At 71.5% G+C, this 16,047-nt stretch carries 16 protein-coding genes and 1 pseudogene; 7 read left to right on the top strand and 10 right to left on the bottom strand.

What is annotated here, in order from left to right; genetic code table 11:
* On the bottom strand, positions 1–1,067 hold a 1,067-nt coding region (locus tag ACZ62B_RS17505; protein WP_469690951.1), incomplete at its 3' end, for an FG-GAP repeat domain-containing protein.
* 446 nt (positions 1,068–1,513) lie between these two features.
* Positions 1,514–2,854: an endonuclease domain-containing protein gene (locus tag ACZ62B_RS17500; RefSeq protein ID WP_468878014.1), complete on the bottom strand. Its 1,341-nt coding sequence runs from the start codon at positions 2,852–2,854 to the stop codon at positions 1,514–1,516.
* Positions 2,855–3,147: 293 nt separating this feature from the next.
* Between ACZ62B_RS17500 and ACZ62B_RS17495 the strand changes: the two genes are divergently transcribed.
* Complete coding sequence (locus ACZ62B_RS17495; RefSeq protein ID WP_469690950.1) at positions 3,148–4,035, top strand: DUF1963 domain-containing protein; 888 nt, start codon at positions 3,148–3,150, stop codon at positions 4,033–4,035.
* Positions 4,036–4,043: 8 nt separating this feature from the next.
* Here the strand turns inward: ACZ62B_RS17495 and ACZ62B_RS17490 are convergent.
* Positions 4,044–4,188 (bottom strand): annotated as a pseudogene (locus ACZ62B_RS17490) (IS5/IS1182 family transposase); the annotation flags it as partial.
* A 160-nt stretch (positions 4,189–4,348) separates the two neighbouring features.
* Here ACZ62B_RS17490 and ACZ62B_RS17485 point away from each other — a divergent pair.
* The 4 genes from ACZ62B_RS17485 (at position 4,349) to ACZ62B_RS17470 (ending at position 7,437) form a co-directional block, all read left to right on the top strand.
* The gene (locus ACZ62B_RS17485; RefSeq protein ID WP_344569249.1) at positions 4,349–4,630 is read left to right on the top strand and encodes a metal-sensitive transcriptional regulator; all 282 of its coding nucleotides are present in this window, start codon (positions 4,349–4,351) and stop codon (positions 4,628–4,630) included.
* Between the two features lie 649 nt (positions 4,631–5,279).
* On the top strand, positions 5,280–5,774 hold the full coding sequence (locus ACZ62B_RS17480; protein WP_344569237.1) for a hypothetical protein: 495 nt from the start codon (positions 5,280–5,282) through the stop codon (positions 5,772–5,774).
* Positions 5,775–5,824: 50 nt separating this feature from the next.
* The gene (locus ACZ62B_RS17475) at positions 5,825–6,574 is read left to right on the top strand and encodes a DsbA family protein (RefSeq protein ID WP_469690948.1); all 750 of its coding nucleotides are present in this window, start codon (positions 5,825–5,827) and stop codon (positions 6,572–6,574) included.
* Positions 6,571–7,437 carry a cytochrome c biogenesis CcdA family protein gene (locus ACZ62B_RS17470; protein ID WP_344569233.1) on the top strand — a complete coding sequence of 289 codons (867 nt, stop codon included), beginning with the start codon at positions 6,571–6,573 and terminating at the stop codon, positions 7,435–7,437. The genes ACZ62B_RS17475 and ACZ62B_RS17470 overlap by 4 nt, the downstream gene beginning before the upstream one ends.
* Before the next feature lie 550 nt (positions 7,438–7,987).
* Here ACZ62B_RS17470 and ACZ62B_RS17465 read toward each other — a convergent pair.
* From ACZ62B_RS17465 to ACZ62B_RS17445, 5 genes are all read right to left on the bottom strand, one after another.
* A complete protein-coding gene (locus tag ACZ62B_RS17465) occupies positions 7,988–8,563 on the bottom strand; it encodes a rhodanese-like domain-containing protein (RefSeq protein WP_344569231.1) in 576 nt (191 codons plus the stop codon).
* A gap of 184 nt (positions 8,564–8,747) precedes the next feature.
* On the bottom strand, positions 8,748–9,485 hold the full coding sequence (locus ACZ62B_RS17460) for a sulfite exporter TauE/SafE family protein (protein ID WP_344569229.1): 738 nt from the start codon (positions 9,483–9,485) through the stop codon (positions 8,748–8,750).
* On the bottom strand, positions 9,482–9,847 hold the full coding sequence (locus ACZ62B_RS17455) for a rhodanese-like domain-containing protein (protein ID WP_344569227.1): 366 nt from the start codon (positions 9,845–9,847) through the stop codon (positions 9,482–9,484). Before ACZ62B_RS17455 ends, ACZ62B_RS17460 begins: the two co-directional genes overlap by 4 nt.
* 36 nt (positions 9,848–9,883) lie before the next feature.
* Positions 9,884–11,248, bottom strand: coding sequence for an MBL fold metallo-hydrolase (locus ACZ62B_RS17450; protein ID WP_468726532.1), 1,365 nt, complete (start codon positions 11,246–11,248; stop codon positions 9,884–9,886).
* A gap of 213 nt (positions 11,249–11,461) precedes the next feature.
* On the bottom strand, positions 11,462–12,091 hold the full coding sequence (locus tag ACZ62B_RS17445) for a cysteine hydrolase family protein (RefSeq protein ID WP_344569223.1): 630 nt from the start codon (positions 12,089–12,091) through the stop codon (positions 11,462–11,464).
* A 118-nt stretch (positions 12,092–12,209) separates the two neighbouring features.
* On the opposite strand from ACZ62B_RS17445, the gene ACZ62B_RS17440 reads away from it, so the two are divergent.
* On the top strand, positions 12,210–13,241 hold the full coding sequence (locus ACZ62B_RS17440; RefSeq protein WP_344569221.1) for a GlxA family transcriptional regulator: 1,032 nt from the start codon (positions 12,210–12,212) through the stop codon (positions 13,239–13,241).
* A gap of 45 nt (positions 13,242–13,286) precedes the next feature.
* Here ACZ62B_RS17440 and ACZ62B_RS17435 read toward each other — a convergent pair whose 3' ends face one another.
* Positions 13,287–13,478, bottom strand: a complete 192-nt coding sequence (locus tag ACZ62B_RS17435) for a hypothetical protein (RefSeq protein ID WP_468726538.1) — start codon at positions 13,476–13,478, stop codon at positions 13,287–13,289.
* Positions 13,479–13,808: 330 nt separating this feature from the next.
* A complete protein-coding gene (locus ACZ62B_RS17430) occupies positions 13,809–14,774 on the bottom strand; it encodes a glycoside hydrolase family 6 protein (protein WP_468726540.1) in 966 nt (321 codons plus the stop codon).
* A 208-nt stretch (positions 14,775–14,982) separates the two neighbouring features.
* Here ACZ62B_RS17430 and ACZ62B_RS17425 point away from each other — a divergent pair, with 208 nt between their 5' ends.
* Positions 14,983–15,996: a LacI family DNA-binding transcriptional regulator gene (locus ACZ62B_RS17425; protein WP_344569212.1), complete on the top strand. Its 1,014-nt coding sequence runs from the start codon at positions 14,983–14,985 to the stop codon at positions 15,994–15,996.
* The last annotated feature ends 51 nt before the right edge of the window (positions 15,997–16,047 follow it).

The following is a 16,047-nucleotide window of genomic DNA, read 5'->3' as shown; positions in this document are numbered from 1 at the left end:
GGTATGCCGTCGTCGCGGACGAAGTTGTTGGAGTACAGCCACATCGTGCCGTCCGGCTTCAGTGCCACCAGGTCGGTGAATCCGTCGCCGGTGGCGTCGGCGGGGATGATGCGGTCGTAGGTGTTCCAGCCGTGGCCGATCTGACGGCCGCTGCTGTACGGTATGCCGTCGTCGCGGACGAAGTTGTTGGAGTACAGCCACATCGTGCCGTCCGGCTTCAGTGCCACCAGGTCGGTGAATCCGTCGCCGGTGGCATCGGCGGGGATGATGCGGTCGTAGGTGTTCCAGCCGTGGCCGATCTGGCGGTTGCTGCTGTATGGCGTGCCGTCGTCGCGGACGAAGTTGTTGGAGTACAGCCACATCGTGCCGTCGGACTTCGTCGTCACCAGGTCGGAGAACGAATCACCCGTCACGCTGTGGGTGGTCCTTTCGGGCTCCTCCCACTGCCACCAGCTTGTCTGCTTGCGGGCACCGGCCCAGCTGAGACTGAAGTGGATGTGGTCCCTGTGCGGATTGCTGCCGCTGTATTCCCGCCACCCGTCTGCGGCTTGGCTCGACGACCAGATCTTGTCGTCCCAGATCAGGTACATGATCCCGAGCCGCCGGGCGTTGGCGTGCTTGTTGCCGTGCCTGTCCGTCTTCAGCAGCCAGGTGAGGATGTCATCGGCGATCGCGCGCTCACCGGAGTTGTTGTAGTTGAGCATGTAGTCCAGCGCACGGCCTTCCTTGTGCTCACTCGTGCCACCGTCACCGCAGGCGCGGGTGACGTAGGAAGTGTGAGAGCCGTACGCCTCGTCGAGCAGGTCCCGGAGACCCAGGGTGCCCGGCTTGGCGGTCGGATCGCAGGTGTCCTGCGGGTCGTAGGAGGCGTACGCGTCGATGGCCGGCCCGAAGTCCGGGGTGGACGGCGCGGCCGACGCGGGCGTCGCCACGAGGATCGTCGCCGCGGCGACGACGAGCCCCACCATCCAGGCTGTCAGCGCGGTGGCCGGCCGCCACCGGCTCCCCGGGTGCGGACCGGTGGACGGTATCGAGTCCGCCTGGGGTCTTGCTCTCGTTCTGAACACGGCACTCCTTCGGTCGAGTCTTCCGGGAGGGCGTGCCGGTCGGTTCGCTACGCCCTGGTCGGTGATGTGCACGGTGTTTCCCGTTGAGTTCGTTGCCTTGGTTCTGTGCTGACGCGCTCGTCGCCACGGATCCGGCTGCCGGCCGTGTGACTCGCCGTCGTGCACCGGACTTGCGGCGTCCGACGGCACAGTCTGGGGTGCCTGCGCCGCGTGGAGTACCTATGACTTTTCAGGGTGCTTGTCGCCGCGTGGAGATCGGGGTGCTGACCGTCCGCCGGAGCCGGCCCCGATGCGGAGCTGACCGTGAATGGGTGAGTGGGCGCGCCTCGAGGAGCCCGAACGGCACAGCCGTGAACTGGAGATGGATTCGACGGGGTGTGGGGTGACCGTGTCGGCGGCCGGCAACTGTGAGGTGACGGTGGGGTGTCGGGTCTCCCGGTGCCCGCTCAGAACAGTTCCAGGTCCTTGCCGCTGGTGTCCGCGACGACGGGCCGGGGCCGGGCGGGGAGGCCGTCCAGGCGGTCGGGGCCGGCCGCGGCGGCCACGGCGGGGGCCGTCTCGGCCAGCCAGGCGCGAAACCGCTCGGCGGCCTCGCGGTAGGGGACTCGCGCCAGGACACGGTGTTCGCCGGAGGGGCAGAAGTCGACGGCGACGGTGAGCAGGCAGGAGCGGGGCGTGTTCTGACTGCCGGTCCAGGAGGCACGCAGGATGCCGCAGGGCTTGCGCCCGCGGGGGGCGCGGTGGGTCGGGCGCAGCGATCGGCAGGCTGTGTGGGCGGTCCATGCGGCGAGGTGGGGCAGGGGCAGGGTGGTGCGTGCGCGGCAGCCGGGGCAGCGGTGCCAGTGGCGGAGCCAGGCGTCGGTGTCGGTGTCGAAGAGGCGTGTGTAGCGGCTCGCCACGCGGATGTCGTTGCCGTACAGGTGGTCGGGGCGTTCCAGTGTGTTGCAGGACTGGCAGACGGGGGCGCGGACGTAACCGTGTTCGTGGCAGTGGTCGAGCACGGTGGCGGGCGTGGTGCGGCAGACGGGGCACGTCCACCCGGCCACCCGGCGGGAGGTACCGGGCTTCCTGCTGAGCACCGAGTACAGCTGGCCCCCCAACTCCCCGTTGTACGGGCGCGGTGAGGCGGTGGGGCCCTGAGGGCTCGTCGTCCGCCGGCCGTCGGCGTCCTCCTGCCGGGGGTGGGAGGACGGCTCGGCGACGGCTGCGCTTGCCCGGCGGGTCCGCGCGGCTCGCACCCACTGCGTTTCGGCGTGCTCAGCCGCATCCAGCAGCCTGACCACAGCGCGCGGCAGCCACCACGTGCGCTGCGTCCCGTCGCGGGTCCGCTCCACGAGCATCTGCCGCCAGTCGATCCCCGCCAGATGGTGTGACCGGCCGACTTCACGTCGTGCTGCCCGCCCGGGGCCGCTCGGTTCCTGGAGTTCCTCCGTGATGCGTCGGCGCCAGCGCAGCGGGGTTTCCTCGCAGCCCTCCTGCCTCGGCGCCCCACGGAACGGGCCGACGCGGACCAGGTCCTGCCGATCCATCCCCACCGCGTTCAGTTCCGCGGCCGCCCGGCGCACCCGGGCCTCCGGAACACTCCACTGACCGCCGCTCGCCCCCACCGTCGCCACCACATGGTTGCCGAGCAGGACGTACCCCGCCCGGGCACGGGCAGGAGAGCAGGTGAATGCCCCAGAAGCCGTCGGCACGGCACCGTCGGCCGTCAGATCGACCCACAGAGCGTCCGCGGCGGCCAGGGTGATCAGGCCGTCCGTGCGACCGGGCATGACACGCTCCGACATACCGACAGGCTAACGGCCCGCAACACGGCGACGAGTCCCGAGCACCTCGGCCGGCCGGGCCATGGACTCGATGTGTTCTCGGCAGAGCCGACGGAAGGTTTTCGTGGGCGAACGGTGCCCGAGCCCGGTGTTCCGAGGACATGCGCAACCTCGCCTTGGAACCGCGCGGCTTCCTGGAGGCGGATCCACTGGGATGAACCAAGGCGACCGACCGCTCGCTCCACCTCGTACAGCCCGCGCCCACCAACGCCCCGACGGCACAGCCGGGTTGGAAAGGGCTTATCTTCTCGGGCATGGATCATCAGGGAGAGTTCCGTCGGGCAGCGCTTGAGCTGGGCGTCCCGGACGACGAGATCGGCAGATTCAGCCGGCACCTTCGTCTGTCGATCGGATTGTCCGTGGGCGGTGGTCCTCCGGTCGGGCAGTTCGGCGGGTTGCCCCGGCTGCCGGTGGGCATGAAGTGGCCGTCCGCCGGGGACGTTCCGTTGCCGTTGCTCCTTTCCGTCGATTGTGGGGCGCTGCCGAGAGTCGACGGATTCGACCTGCCGGCGGACGGGACGCTGCTCTTCTTCGTGAACCAGGAGATGGACCATGAGGACGGTTCCGGGAGGTACGCGCGAGTCGTGTACGTACCGGACGGCACCGAAACCGCGGTCGCGGAAGCCCCCGGCTCCGAGTGCGTCCGCGAGCGGCTCGACGTCAGCGCCGAGCTCGGAGCCGAACTGCCCCTCTGGCTCCAGGAGAGCGAGGACGAGGACTGGCACGAGTTCTGGGAGGATCTCGACTGGGAGGACATGTCGCCCTTCCAGCAGCGGTTGTTCCGGTACATGGAGCGTGACCTGCCGCACCTGGACGGACTTCGGGCTCTGGCCCACGACCTCTGGCCGTCCGGCGCCGGCGTCGTCATCGGCGGGTATGCCGATGACGAGGTGATCAACAGCATCGCGGAGCAGACCCTCGCGGGACGCGAGAAGGCGGGCGAGATCCCGGCCGTCCCGATCGCGAAATGGTATTCCCACCTGGAGGAGGAAAAGCACCGGCTGACGAGCGAATGGATATCGCTCGCCAGTGAAGCCCGGGCCTACGAGGAGTACCGCACGAGTTTTGTGATCCGCCACGACGACTTGGCCGCCGCTCGGGTGGACAAGGCGCTGGCCGTGACCAGTTTCGAGGCCCCGTGACCGGGCTCGACGCCGATTGCGGCGAGGGCGTCGACGACGCCGTGTTCGCGAGCCGCGCGGACGTCGTGGATGGCGCGGGGGGAGAGCCGGTGAGGCCCACGGCAGCCGGCCGATGGGATCGGTGAGGATCCGCACGCGCATCCCGTATCGCCGCCGGTTGTCCGCGCGGTCCCCGTATCGTTGGCCGTGCGACTGCCTCTTCGGTTCGAATGCCGTGATCCGACTCCACCGTGCGAGATCGAAATCCGGCTGAACTGTTCGGGGTCACCCCTCCGATAAGATACCCTAGGGGGTATCCTGAAGGGGTGTGGTCGTGGAACTGGCGATGGCTGCTGAGGAACTGAAGACGGTGGTCAACCGGCTGCGCCGGGCGCAGGGCCAGATCGCCGGTGTGATCAAGATGATCGAGGAGGGGCGGGACTGCGAGGACGTGGTCACGCAACTCGCGGCGGCGTCCCGGGCCCTGGACAAGGCGGGCTTCGCGATCATCGCCACCGGACTGCAGCACTGCCTGACCGATGAGGACATGGCCGTATCCGGTGACCGGGAGCAGATGCGGGCCCGGCTGGAGAAGCTGTTCCTGTCACTGGCCTGAGTGTGTGGCCGCACCGGATTGCTCGGCTCGCCGGATGCGGACGCCGCCGGGTACGAGGGATGGCGCCCGGGCGGCAGCGCGAGGACGAACGGGCCGTCACCTCGAACGGCGGCGCGGTGACCAGGGCTGGACGGCGTGGACGGTTCCTTCGCCGGCCCGGGAGCCGTGGACCGGGGCGAGTGACCAGGGTGGGCGTGTCTTCGAACAGGGCGCGGGAGTGGCGATGAAGCGAGCAGCGCACGGGCGGGCACACGCTCGGTTCCGTGGTGTGCTGGCTCTGCTCGTGGCCGTGGTGGCGCTGCTGTGCGTCTTCGGCCACGCGGAACGCGAAAGGCCGGGGGCGCCGCCTGCCGTCGCGGAGCGCGTGGACACTCTCACCGTCGCTGAACCGTCGGACGGTGCGGCGGCGCCGTGCGGCAAGAAGGTGATCGCTGATCACAACGCGCAGCGGGCCGAGAACACTCCGCCGTCTGCCGCGCGCCCAGGTTCCGAACCACTGCCCACCGCCCCCGTTCCCCGTACTCCACCGCACTCGGGGGTGTCGTCGGCAGGCCCGGCTCCACCGCCCGTGACACTCCACTCCGTTCTGCGGATTTAGACCGGCCCGTTCGCCGCGTCCCTGAATCCTCGAAGAACGGAGTCCTTCAGCATGTCCTCTTCCTCGCGCTCATGGAGCCGGGCGGGTACGGCACTGCGCGGTTGGCGGCCCCGGCAGTGGGCTGTGGCGGGCGTCGGTGCCCTGGCCACGGCGATCCTGGTCGGCGCGCCCACCGACGTGGTGCCCAATCCGATGTTCGGCCGGTCGGTGCCGGTGCAGTGGTGGAACTACCCGGCCCTCGCCGTCACGGCCGTCCTGGCCGGCATCGTCCTGAGTACCTACGTGCGTCAGCCCTCGACTTCTTCGGAACCGAAGCCCTCGGACGGTGGCCGTCTCGGGGCGATCGGCGGGGTGCTGTCCTTCTTCGCCGTCGGCTGCCCGGTCTGCAACAAGCTCGTCCTCGTGCTCCTCGGGGCTTCCGGTGCCCTGAGCTACTGGGCTCCCCTGCAACCGCTGCTGGCCCTCCTGTCGGCGGGGCTGCTGGCGGAAGCCGCGCTGCGCCGCCTGTCCTCGCAGACCGCGTGCCCGGTCACGGCTTCCGCCTGACCCGAGGCCCGGTCCCGCACCCTGTTCCTCCTCAACGTCTGAGGTGCCCCATGTCTGGATCCACCCCGTCCTCGTCCCGCCGCAGCCGCAGGCGGACCGTCGCGGCCACCGCGGTTCTCGCCGCCGCCGTGGTGACCGCGGCCTTCGCCCTCACGCTCGACGACGCGGACAACCGCAACGAGAAGGCCGGCGAACCCGCGGCCGTCACCGAGTCCGTCGCCCCCGCGCCCGCCGACGAGGGCCTGCTCGCCCTCGCCCGCCGCGATACCTCCGACCCGCTGGCCCTCGGACGTGCGGACGCCCCGGTGGTGATGATCGAGTACTCCGACTTCCAGTGCCCGTTCTGCGGACGGTTCGCCCGCGAGACCAAGCCCGAACTGCTGCGCTCGTACGTGGACAAGGGGATCCTGCGCATCGAATGGCGCAACTTCCCCATCTTCGGCGAGGAATCCGAGCAGGCCGCGCTGGCCGGCTGGGCGGCCGGGCAGCAGAAGAAGTTCTGGGAGTTCCACGACGTCGCCTACGGCAAGCCGCGGGAACGCAACGCCGGTGACTTCGGCGCCGAGAAGCTCATCGCCATGGCCCGCGAGGCGGGAATCGCCGACATCGAGCGCTTCCAGGCCGACATGACGTCCGACAAGGCCCGCAGCGCCGTGCGAAAGGACCAGGAGGAGGGCTACAGCCTCGGCGTGACCAGCACCCCGGCGTTCCTGGTCAACGGCCGGCCGATCCTGGGGGCCCAGCCCACGGACGCCTTCGAGGAAGCCGTCGAGACGGCGGCGAAGGCGGCCGGGCGATGAGCGAGGCAGGCCTGGCGGTGGCGTTCCTCGGCGGACTGCTGGCCCTGCTCAGTCCGTGCAGCGCACTGCTGCTGCCGGCCTTCTTCGCCTACTCCTTCACCAGCCGCACCCGGCTGGTGGCGCGCACCGGCCTGTTCTACGCCGGACTGTGCACGACGCTCGTACCGCTCGGCGTGGCCGGCTCGTTCGCCGGCCGCCTCTTCTACGGCCACCGGGACACCCTGGTGACGGTGGGAGGGTGGACGGTCGTCGCCCTGGGCGTGGCGCAGATCGCCGGGGTGGGCTTCGGGTCCCGTCGGATGGCGCAGGCCGCGGGCGGGCGCCGTTCGGGCTCGGCCCTGTCGGTGTTCGCCCTGGGTTCGGTGTACGGGCTGGCGGGATTCTGCGCGGGGCCGATCCTGGGCGGCATCCTGACCGTGGCGGCGGTGGACGGCGACCCCCTGCACGGCGGGGTGCTGCTCGCCGTCTACGCCCTGGGCATGGCGGTTCCGATGTTCGTGCTGGCGTCGTTGTGGGACCGGTTCGATCTGGGCCGCAGGCGCTGGCTGCGGGGCCGGACTTTCCGGGTGGGACCGGTGGCGCTGCACAGCACCTCTCTCGTCGGTGGCCTGTTCTTCGTCGCTCTCGGGGTGGCGTTCCTGGCCTTCGACGGGACGTCCGCGCTGCCGTCGGTGCTGAGCACCGACACCGAGTTCGCCCTGGAGGAACGGCTGTCCGACATCGGCGCAGCGGTGTCCGACCGGCTGGTGCTGCTGGTCCTGGCCGGTGTGGCGGCGTCGGCCGCCCTGCTGGTGCTGCTCCGGCCGGCCGGCAGGCGGGATGCGCAGTCACCGCCGGAAACGGAGCCGGCCGCACACGAGTGATTGATCGTTGCGTGCACCGGGTGGAGGAGACGACGCGGCGAAGGTGACGAGGCAGCGGGCCGGAACGATCCCGCTGCCGGCCATCGCGACCGCTCAGCTGGTGCTCGACGATCCGATCGTGAACGTCGCGCCGCCGGGCATCCGGCGGGAGTCCGGCGTGACGGCGGAGCGCTTGCCGCGGGTGGTCGACGCCCACGTCCTCGCGTTCGGAGCGCTGCTCCTGCTCGGGGGCCGGACCGGCGGCCTGTGGGGGGCGCCGTCGCGTCCCGCAGGCCGGTGTCGCTGTCCTCGCCCTCACCCGGGCCGCGGTCCACCGCGTCGGTGCGGACAAGGCCGGGATTCGCCTCGGCCCTGACCGTCGCCGCAGGAGTCCTCCTTGCCGCAGGCCTTCTCGCACTCGCCGCCCTCGGCGCCCGCCCGGCCGCAGAACACGAGCCGTCCGGGCCCGTAGAAGCGAACACCGGGACGGAAAACCGCGACCGAGTGTCGATCGCACGCTTGACACGCGTTGGGGAGGGGACCGGATCCGGTCCCCTCCCCAACGGGCGGCTCAGCGGTTGCGCAGTGCGGCCAGGGTGTTGTCGAGGTCGGCGGCGCGGGGACGATTGTGGGGCAGTTTGGCGAGCACGGCGGCCATGCCGCAGGTGTTGGTGAGGGCGGAGAAGACCAGGCCGCCCGCGATGCCGGCGGAGACGAGCTGGAAGGCGGGGTGGACGACGAGGCCGAGCAGCAGGCCGAGCAGCACGATCGTTCCCGCGGTGAGCCTCACCTGCCGTTCCATGCCCCAGGCGGCACGCGGGGTGCCTTGGGGACGGTGGAGTTCGTGGCCCTCGGCCGCCCAGGCGCCGGTGCCTCCCGTCAGGGTGGCGGCGGTGACGCCGTTCTCCGCGAGGATCCGGCAGGCGTTCTCGGAGCGAGCCCCCGAGGCGCACACGACCAGGACGTCGCCGCGGTCGGCGGCGTGCCGGAGGTCGGGCAGCGCACGCTGGATCCGGTCGAGGGGGATGTTGAGCGCGCCGGGGAGGTGACCTCCGGCGTATTCGCCCGGGGTGCGCACGTCGATGACGGTCAGTTCGTGCAGGCGGGTGCGCGCCTGGTCGGTGGTGAGGGCGGTGGACGTGGTCATGGGAGAGGTCATCCTTGCGTGTCGACGGTGCCCCCGGCGGGGGCCCTGGTGTCATGCGGGGTCGGAGGGAGCTTGATCTGACGGGAGCCGGACCACGGGCCGTAGCGGCGTCCGGTCGGCATCGGGGTGGGCCGCCGGCGCGGTGCGGGCCAGGACGAAGGACACAGCCGGTGAGCCTTGCGTCTCAGGCGATCACGTCGGCGAGCATGAACGCCGCCACTGCCAGCAGGACACCGGCGAAGATCTTCTGGAGGGTGGTGCCGGAGATCTTCGCCGCGAGCCGTTTGCCGTCCCAGGCGCCGAGGATCGCGGCCCCGGTGAAGGGCCCGATGACCTCCCAGTGGAGGCCGGTGCCGGTGCGGGCGGCGAGCGCGGCGAGCGAGTTCACGGTGATGACGAGCAGGCTGGTGCCGACCGCCTGCCGCATCCGTAGTCCCAGAACGCCGACGAGGGCGGGCACGGCGAGGAACCCTCCGCCGACCCCGAGAAGCCCGGTCACGGCGCCCAGTCCGGCACCGGTACCGGTCGCCTTGCCGGGACGGACCCGGTGCGGCGGCTCGGCCGCGGACGGCCGCAGCATGCGCAGGGCCGCCAGCGCGGCGATGACCGCGAACGCCGCGGTCAGTACCGCCTGGGGCAGGCGTCCGGCGACGGCCCCGGTGAGGAAGGCGGGGACGATGCCCGCCGCGGCGAACAGCGCCCCCGTCTTCCAGGCCACGTGTCCGTCGCGGGCGTGGGCGTACAGGGCGGTGAGCGAGGTGGTGGTGACGATGATCAGACTGGCCGTGGTGGCCGCCGCCGGGGTGAACCCGAGCAGGTAGATCAGCGCAGGTACGGCCAGGACGCTGCCGCCACCGCCGAGGGCTCCGAGGGCCAGACCGATGACGGCCCCGGCGATGAGGGCGAGAACGAGCACGGTCACGTCGTCTTGCCGCTGTTCCCGCGTTCGTCGACGACCGGGTACCCGGCGGCGGCCCACGCGTTCATGCCGCCCTCGACGTCCACCGCCTGCGCCCCGCGCTCGGCCAGGAGCCCGGCCGCCTGCCGGGAGCGGTGACCGCTGCGGCAGATCACCACCAGGGGGCGCCCCTGCGCCTCGGCCGGCAGGGCGCCGCCGGCGAGCAGCCTTGTCAGCGGTACGTGGACGGCGCCCGGGGCGTGACCCACGGTCCACTCGGGCTTCTCACGGACGTCCAGCAGGACGGCCTCGGGCTGATCGCCGCTGGTGCGGCTGCGTGCCTCGTCGACCGTGACGCGTGCCCCGGTTCGGCGAAAGAGGAACATCACACGCTTCCTTCCTTACAGGCAAAACGGTCGCTCTCAGCCGGAGGCCAGGGACAGCCCGGCGTCCGCCGCGGCGTCGAAGCCGTCGTCGACGGCGACCACGTCGCGGCCGGCGGCGTCGAGGAGGGAGGCGGCGATCGCCGCGCGCATCCCGCCGGCGCAGTGCACCCATACCGTCCCGTCGGGTACTTCGCCGAGGCGGCCGTGCAGTTCGTGGACGGGGATGTGGACCGAGCCGTCGATGTGGCCGCTCGCGCGCTCGGAGTCCCGGCGTACGTCCAGGACGACCACGTCGTCGCCGTGCTCGCGGGCGTCGGCGAGGTCGGCGAAGCGGGCGCGGGGGAAGGAGGCGGGCCGTTGGCCGGCGCGGACCCAGCCGGCCGGATCGCCCGTGGCGGCGGCGGCCGGGCGGTCGATGCCCACCCGGGCCAGTTCCCGCTGCGCGTCGGCGACCTGCCGCGGGGTGTCGGCGAGCAGGGTGACGGGCTTGCCCCACGGGAGCAGCCAGGCCAGGTAGGTGGCGAGCTTGCCTTCGCCCTCGAAGTTGAACGACCCGGCCACGTGCCCCTCGGCGAAGGCGATGCGGCTGCGCAGGTCCACCACCCACTCGCCGGCGGCCAGCCGGGCGGCGATCTCCTCGGCGTCCGCACGCCTGGGCGGGGTGAGGTCGACCGGTGCGGGGCCGGCGGCGTTGGCCGGGGCCATGTGCGCGTAGTAGGCGGGCACGTCGTCCAGTCCGGCCAGCGTCCGGGCGACGAAGGTGTCCACGTCCAGGGTCAGCGCGTCGTTCGTCTTGCGCTCCTGGCCGATCGTGGTCGCGTCTCCTTCGGCCTGGGAGGAGGAGCAGAAGCTGCCGAAGCCGTGGGTGGGCAGCACCGGAACTTCGTCGTCCAGCTCGTCGGCGAGCCGGTGCGCGGAGGCGTGCTGGGCGCGGGCCAGCTCCTCGGTCAGCCGCGGCTCGACCAGGTCGGGGCGGCCCACCGTGCCGATCAGCAGCGACCCGCCGGTGAACGCCGCCACACCGCGCCCGTCCTCTTCCAGGACGTAGGAGGTGTGGTGCGGGGTGTGCCCGGGAGTGGCGAGCGCGCGCAGCACCAGGTGCTCGTCCACCGTCACGGTGTCGCCGTCGGCGACCGGGGTACGGGCGAAGGACACGCGGGCCCCGGCCGGCACCAGGTACCGGGCGCCGGTGAGGCGGGCCAGCTCCAGGCCGCCGGTGACGTAGTCGTTGTGCACATGGGTCTCCGCCACATAGGCGATGCGCACCCCGCGGCGGGCCGCGGCGGTGATCACCTGGTCGATGTCGCGCGGCGGGTCGACGACCACCGCGGCGTCGGGCCCGCCGGCCAGGTAGCTGCGGTTGCCCAGACCCTCGAACTCCAGGGTGTCGACGAAGAACACGGCTCACCACTCCTCTCGAACGATGTACCCCGGGGGGTATCTGACGACCACACTAACACCTATACCCAGGGGGGTATTCCATCGGTCGGGGACCCGCTTCGGGCAGCCGTCGGGCAGGCCGCTTCCCGGCAGCGGCTCACGGCCCGCCGGGTGAGAGCGCCACGGCCTCGTCTTCGCGCGTGGCGCTCTCACCCTGCGGAGGGCGGTGTGCCGTCAGTGAGCGGCCAGGCCCTGCGTGGCCGAGGTGACGAGGTCGCTCTTGGCGAGCCGGTCTTCGCCGGTGACGGCCGATGCCCACGTGTCGGTGGTGGTGACCGCGGCCCAGTTCGAGTGCAGCAGCGTCATCAGGGTCTCGTGGACCTGTCGCGCGGAGGCGGTGCCGGCCTCGTTGGCGAGGTGGACGGCGCCGGTGGCGTCGGAGAGGACCTCGATCGTGAAACCGAGGGGTTCGGCCGCGGCGGAGGTGGACAGGACGCAGTTGTTCGTCATGTAGCCGACCAGGGTCAGGGTGTCGATCCCGTTCTCCCGGAACCATTCGGCGAGGCCGGTGGCGGTGAAGACGTCCGAGTGGTTCTTGACCACCCGCTTGGCCGTGGGGCCGATGCGGCGCTCCACCTCGGGGTGGTTCTCCCAGCCGGGCGAGCCGGCCGCGAAGACCGGGGTCCCTTCGGGGTACTCGTGCTGGACGGCGACGACGGGCAGGTCCGCCTGCGCGGCGACGTCCATGGCGCGCAGGATGTTCTTCAGCGATTCGTCGCGGGGCGGGTACTGGATGTTCAGCGGTCCGTCGAAGTACTCCTGCTGCACGTCGATGAGGACGAGGGCGCGGCGTGGGGTGGTCAACGTTCTCTCCTGTTCCTGGTGGTACGGCGCGGACGGCGCCGTGGATTCCATCCTCGGAGGGCAGTGGGAGCTACGGTGAGTGGCAGAAAAGCTGTTAATCAATGAGATCGGGACAAGCATGCGTATCGCCGTTCACGCCTTCGACGGGATCACCGCGTTCCACCTCGCCGCGCCCCTGCTCGTGTTCGGCGAAGCGGCCCGGCAGGGTCTGGCCCCCGAGTGGACGACCACGGTGTGGAGTGCGGACGCGCGCCCGGTCCGCACGTCGGAGGGCATCGTGATCGACGACCTCGCCGGACCCGCCGCGGCGGAAGGGGCCGACCTGCTCGTCTTCCCTTCCTGGCCCGCCGATTTCCCGGAACCGGACGACGGGCTCGTCACCCTGATCCGGGACGTGCACGGTCGCGGAGCAGGAATCGTCGGGCTCTGCCTCGGCGCGTTCCCCGTGGTGGGCAGCGGCGTGCTCGACGGGCGCGCCGTGGCCACCCACTGGGCCTCGGCGGCGGAACTGGCCGGACGGTACCCCGCCGTGGACGTGCACGCGGACGCCCTCTACCTGGACCACGGTGACGTGCTCACCTCGGCCGGCACGGCCTCCGGTCTCGATGCCTGCCTGCACATCGTCCGCAACCGGCTGGGATCCGCGGCGGCCGCCACCGTCGCGCGTCATCTCGTCATCGCGCCCCACCGGGAGGGGGACCAGGCTCAGTACATCGACCGTCCCGTACCCGACGACGCCGCGGGACCCATCGGCGACACGATCACCTGGGCCCTGGCCAACCTCGACCAGCGCTTGTCCGTCACCGAACTCGCCGCCCACGCCCACATGAGCACCCGCAACTTCTCCCGCCGCTTCTACGAGACGACCGGCATGAGCCCGGCCAAGTGGGTCCTCACCCGCAGGCTCGACGAAGCCCGCAGACTGCTGGAGACGACCACCTGGAGCATCACCCGCATCTCCGCGGCATGCGGGTTCGCCAGTGCCGTGACCTTCCGGCAGAACTTCACCGCGCACTACGCGACCACACCGACGTCCTACCGCCACCGCTTCACCGATCGCACCCGGACGAACGGCTCCGCCCCAGGAGCCCTCGCCCCGGCCCCGGGCGGAATCGTGCACGGTGCCGGTTCGACACGGTCTCCGTCGTGATCGCTCGCGCTGCCCGCGCCACGGTCCTCGACATCGACGGCACGCTCAGGGGTGATCTCCCGGTGAGGGGCCTTCCAGGTACGCCTGGTACGCGGCGGCGATGCCGGCCGCGGAGACCTCCTCGCCGCAGCCGATGCCGGCGCGTCCGACCGGCGGGACGAGCCGCATCCGGCTCGGCGCGGGCGGGATCACGCCGCCCGACCACGCGCCGCTGGTGATCGCCGGGCAGTTCGGCATGCCGGAGGCCCTCGCCCCGGGACGGATCGGCCTCGGCCATGCTGCGGACGTTCCGGCGCAAGCCCTACAGCCTGCTTCCCCCCGGAGGAGGTCGAGGTCCACCCGGCCGGTCTCCAGGAGCGGCAGATCCTCGGCACCTGCACCCACCGGTTCCTCGACGGCACCGGCCCGGAGGTGGCCGCAGCCCTCGGCCACCCTCACCGGGAACGGATCGCATGTCCAGGCCCTCAAAGGGGGAGCGCGTCGGCCCCTCCCCGGTGAGCTGGTCGGGGGAGTGCCCGCCGCCCCGGCGGGCTGCCGGTCGCCTGTGCGGGCGGCGGGGGTCCTGGATCAGTAGCCGTAGATCATCTTGTAGGCGACCTCGGGGAGGAACTGGCCGGCCGTGGAGCCGGCTCCGACACCGCAGTTGCCGTCGGACTCGCCCGGTGTCTTGATCCACAGGAGCATCTCGGCGCCTCCGCCCGTCCGGGTGGGCGTGCCGATGCGGCGGCCGGAGGGGTTGCACCACTGTCCGTTGGAGCCGTTGCCGTTGCGGCTGGTGTCCACGACGAACGGCTTGGTGTAGCCGTAGCGGGCGGCCAGTTCGTTGTTGACGGCGTTGCCGTAGGCGGTGTTCTCGGCGGTGGTGATGTAGTTGGAGACGTTGAGCGAGAAGCCGTGGGCCTGTCGGAGGCCGGCTTCGTGGAGGCGCCGGGCCATGGTCGCCGCGTCGGCCCAGCGCGGGTTGCCGGCGTCCATGTAGACCCAGGTGTTGGGGGCTTGGCGGTTGAACTCGGCGAGGGCACCGGTGAGCATGGCCTCGCGTTCGTCGATCTGGGCCTGGGTCATGCAGCCGTAGTCTCCGAGGGAGTCCGGTTCGAGGATGACGACGGCCGGGCGGGCCGCGATGCCTCCGGCGAACTGGGCGATCCAGTCGGCGTATGCGTACGGCGAGGCGGCTCCGCCGGCGGAGTGCCCGCCGCAGTAGTCACGGTGGTAGATGTTGTAGGCGACGAGGACGGGCAGCTTGTCCCGTTGGTCCGCCGCTCCGACGTAGGCACCCGTCGCGGTGCCGATGGTGCCGCTCCAGGAGCCGAACCAGCGGGCCATCGGCGTGTTGGCGATGGAGGCGTTGATCGCGGCGGCCCGGCCGTCGCCGGGATTGGCGGCCGCCCACCGCCTCGCGCTCGAGTCGGGGTCCACGTAGAACCCGTTGGTCATGGTGGTGGGGTCGGCCGCGTGGGCGGAGGGTGCGGCGGCGAACGCCAGCGGCAGAGCACAGAGCGCTGCCATCAGGGTGCGGATTCTGCGGCTCAAGACAGTACCTCGGTTTCAGAGGATGTGCGCTTTGGGAGCGCTCCCACTGGAAGCGGTCCCAATCGTGTGGGCGGGTGGTTGAGCTGTCAATGGGCGGCGCGGCATTCGATTTTCACAGGGGAACGCGAGCCATGGAGGCCATCACACTGGAAGCGGTCCCATCCCATGCGTCTTTGGGCGCTCCCCGCCTGTGAAAGACTCACGAGCCATGGCAGAAGCAGCGCCGCGTCGGCGTCCGACGCTCGACGAGGTGGCCGAACGCGCCGGCGTCTCCCGTTCCGTGGCCTCCCGCGCCCTCAACAACGCCCCGCACGTCAGCCGCGCCAAGCGCGAGGCCGTCGAACGGGCCGTGCGGCAACTCGGTTACGTACCCAATCCGACCGCCCGCGCGCTGGCCACCCGTCAGACGGGAGCGGCCGCCCTGGTCGTCTCGGGAGAGGATCCGTCGATCTTCGCCGATCCGTTCTTCGCCCGGGTGATCGTGGGGGCGTCGGCCGCCCTGGACGAGGCGGACCTGCATCTGATGCTGTGCCTGGCCGCTTCCGACCGGGGCCGCAAGCGGGTCGAGGAACTCCTGCGGTCCGGGGGCGCGGACGGTGTGATGCTGATGGCGCTGCGCGAGGACGATCCGCTGACCCGGATGGCCGACGAGGCGCGGATGCCCGTCGTGTTCGGCGGGCGCCCGGTCGGTCCGGCTCCCCGGTGGTACGTGGACGTGGACAACGTCGGCGGAGCGCGCGAGGCGACCGAGCATCTGGTCTCACTCGGCCGGAGGCGCGTGGCCGTGATCTGCGGACGTCTGGACACCGAGGCCGGGCGAGCCCGGTACCGCGGCTACCGGGACGCCATGCTGGGCGCCGGTCTCGATCCGTTCCCGCCGCTGGAGGGGGACTTCACGGAGCGCAGCGGAGCCGCCGCCATGGCCGCGCTGCTGGCGGAACACCCCGACGTGGACGGAGTGTTCGCCGCCAACGACAACATGGCGGCGGGAGCGCTGCGCACCGTACGGGAGGCCGGCCGACGGGTCCCCGACGACGTCGCCGTGGTCGGCTTCGACGACCTGACGGTCGCCCAGGTCGCCGATCCGCCGCTCACCACCGTCCATCAGCCCATAGAGGCCCTCGGACGGGAGACGGCGCGCATGCTCGTCGCGCTCGTCAACGGGCAGGACCCCACCCCGCTGGTCCTCCCCACCCGCCTGACCGTCCGGGCCAGCGCCTGACTCCTCACTGCCCGGGAGGGGCGGGCCCCGGCCCGGACGGGTTGCTCCCGG

This window comes from Streptomyces sp. NPDC053426 (assembly GCF_055585405.1).
Note: the sequence above shows the minus strand (reverse complement) of the source record. Positions and strands in the feature narration are given on the sequence as shown.

Excerpts from the sequence above, each read along its gene's own strand:
- ACZ62B_RS17495 (WP_469690950.1), top strand. The coding sequence starts at position 3,148 with ATGGATCATCAGGGAGAGTTCCGTCGGGCAGCGCTTGAGCTGGGCGTC.
- ACZ62B_RS17480 (WP_344569237.1), top strand. The coding sequence starts at position 5,280 with ATGTCCTCTTCCTCGCGCTCATGGAGCCGGGCGGGTACGGCACTGCGC.
- ACZ62B_RS17425 (WP_344569212.1), top strand. The coding sequence starts at position 14,983 with ATGGCAGAAGCAGCGCCGCGTCGGCGTCCGACGCTCGACGAGGTGGCC.
- ACZ62B_RS17440 (WP_344569221.1), top strand. The coding sequence starts at position 12,210 with ATGCGTATCGCCGTTCACGCCTTCGACGGGATCACCGCGTTCCACCTC.
- ACZ62B_RS17435 (WP_468726538.1), bottom strand. The coding sequence starts at position 13,478 with ATGCCGAACTGCCCGGCGATCACCAGCGGCGCGTGGTCGGGCGGCGTG.
- ACZ62B_RS17470 (WP_344569233.1), top strand. The coding sequence starts at position 6,571 with ATGAGCGAGGCAGGCCTGGCGGTGGCGTTCCTCGGCGGACTGCTGGCC.
- ACZ62B_RS17465 (WP_344569231.1), bottom strand. The coding sequence starts at position 8,563 with ATGACCACGTCCACCGCCCTCACCACCGACCAGGCGCGCACCCGCCTG.
- ACZ62B_RS17500 (WP_468878014.1), bottom strand. The coding sequence starts at position 2,854 with ATGTCGGAGCGTGTCATGCCCGGTCGCACGGACGGCCTGATCACCCTG.
- ACZ62B_RS17455 (WP_344569227.1), bottom strand. The coding sequence starts at position 9,847 with ATGTTCCTCTTTCGCCGAACCGGGGCACGCGTCACGGTCGACGAGGCA.
- ACZ62B_RS17475 (WP_469690948.1), top strand. The coding sequence starts at position 5,825 with ATGTCTGGATCCACCCCGTCCTCGTCCCGCCGCAGCCGCAGGCGGACC.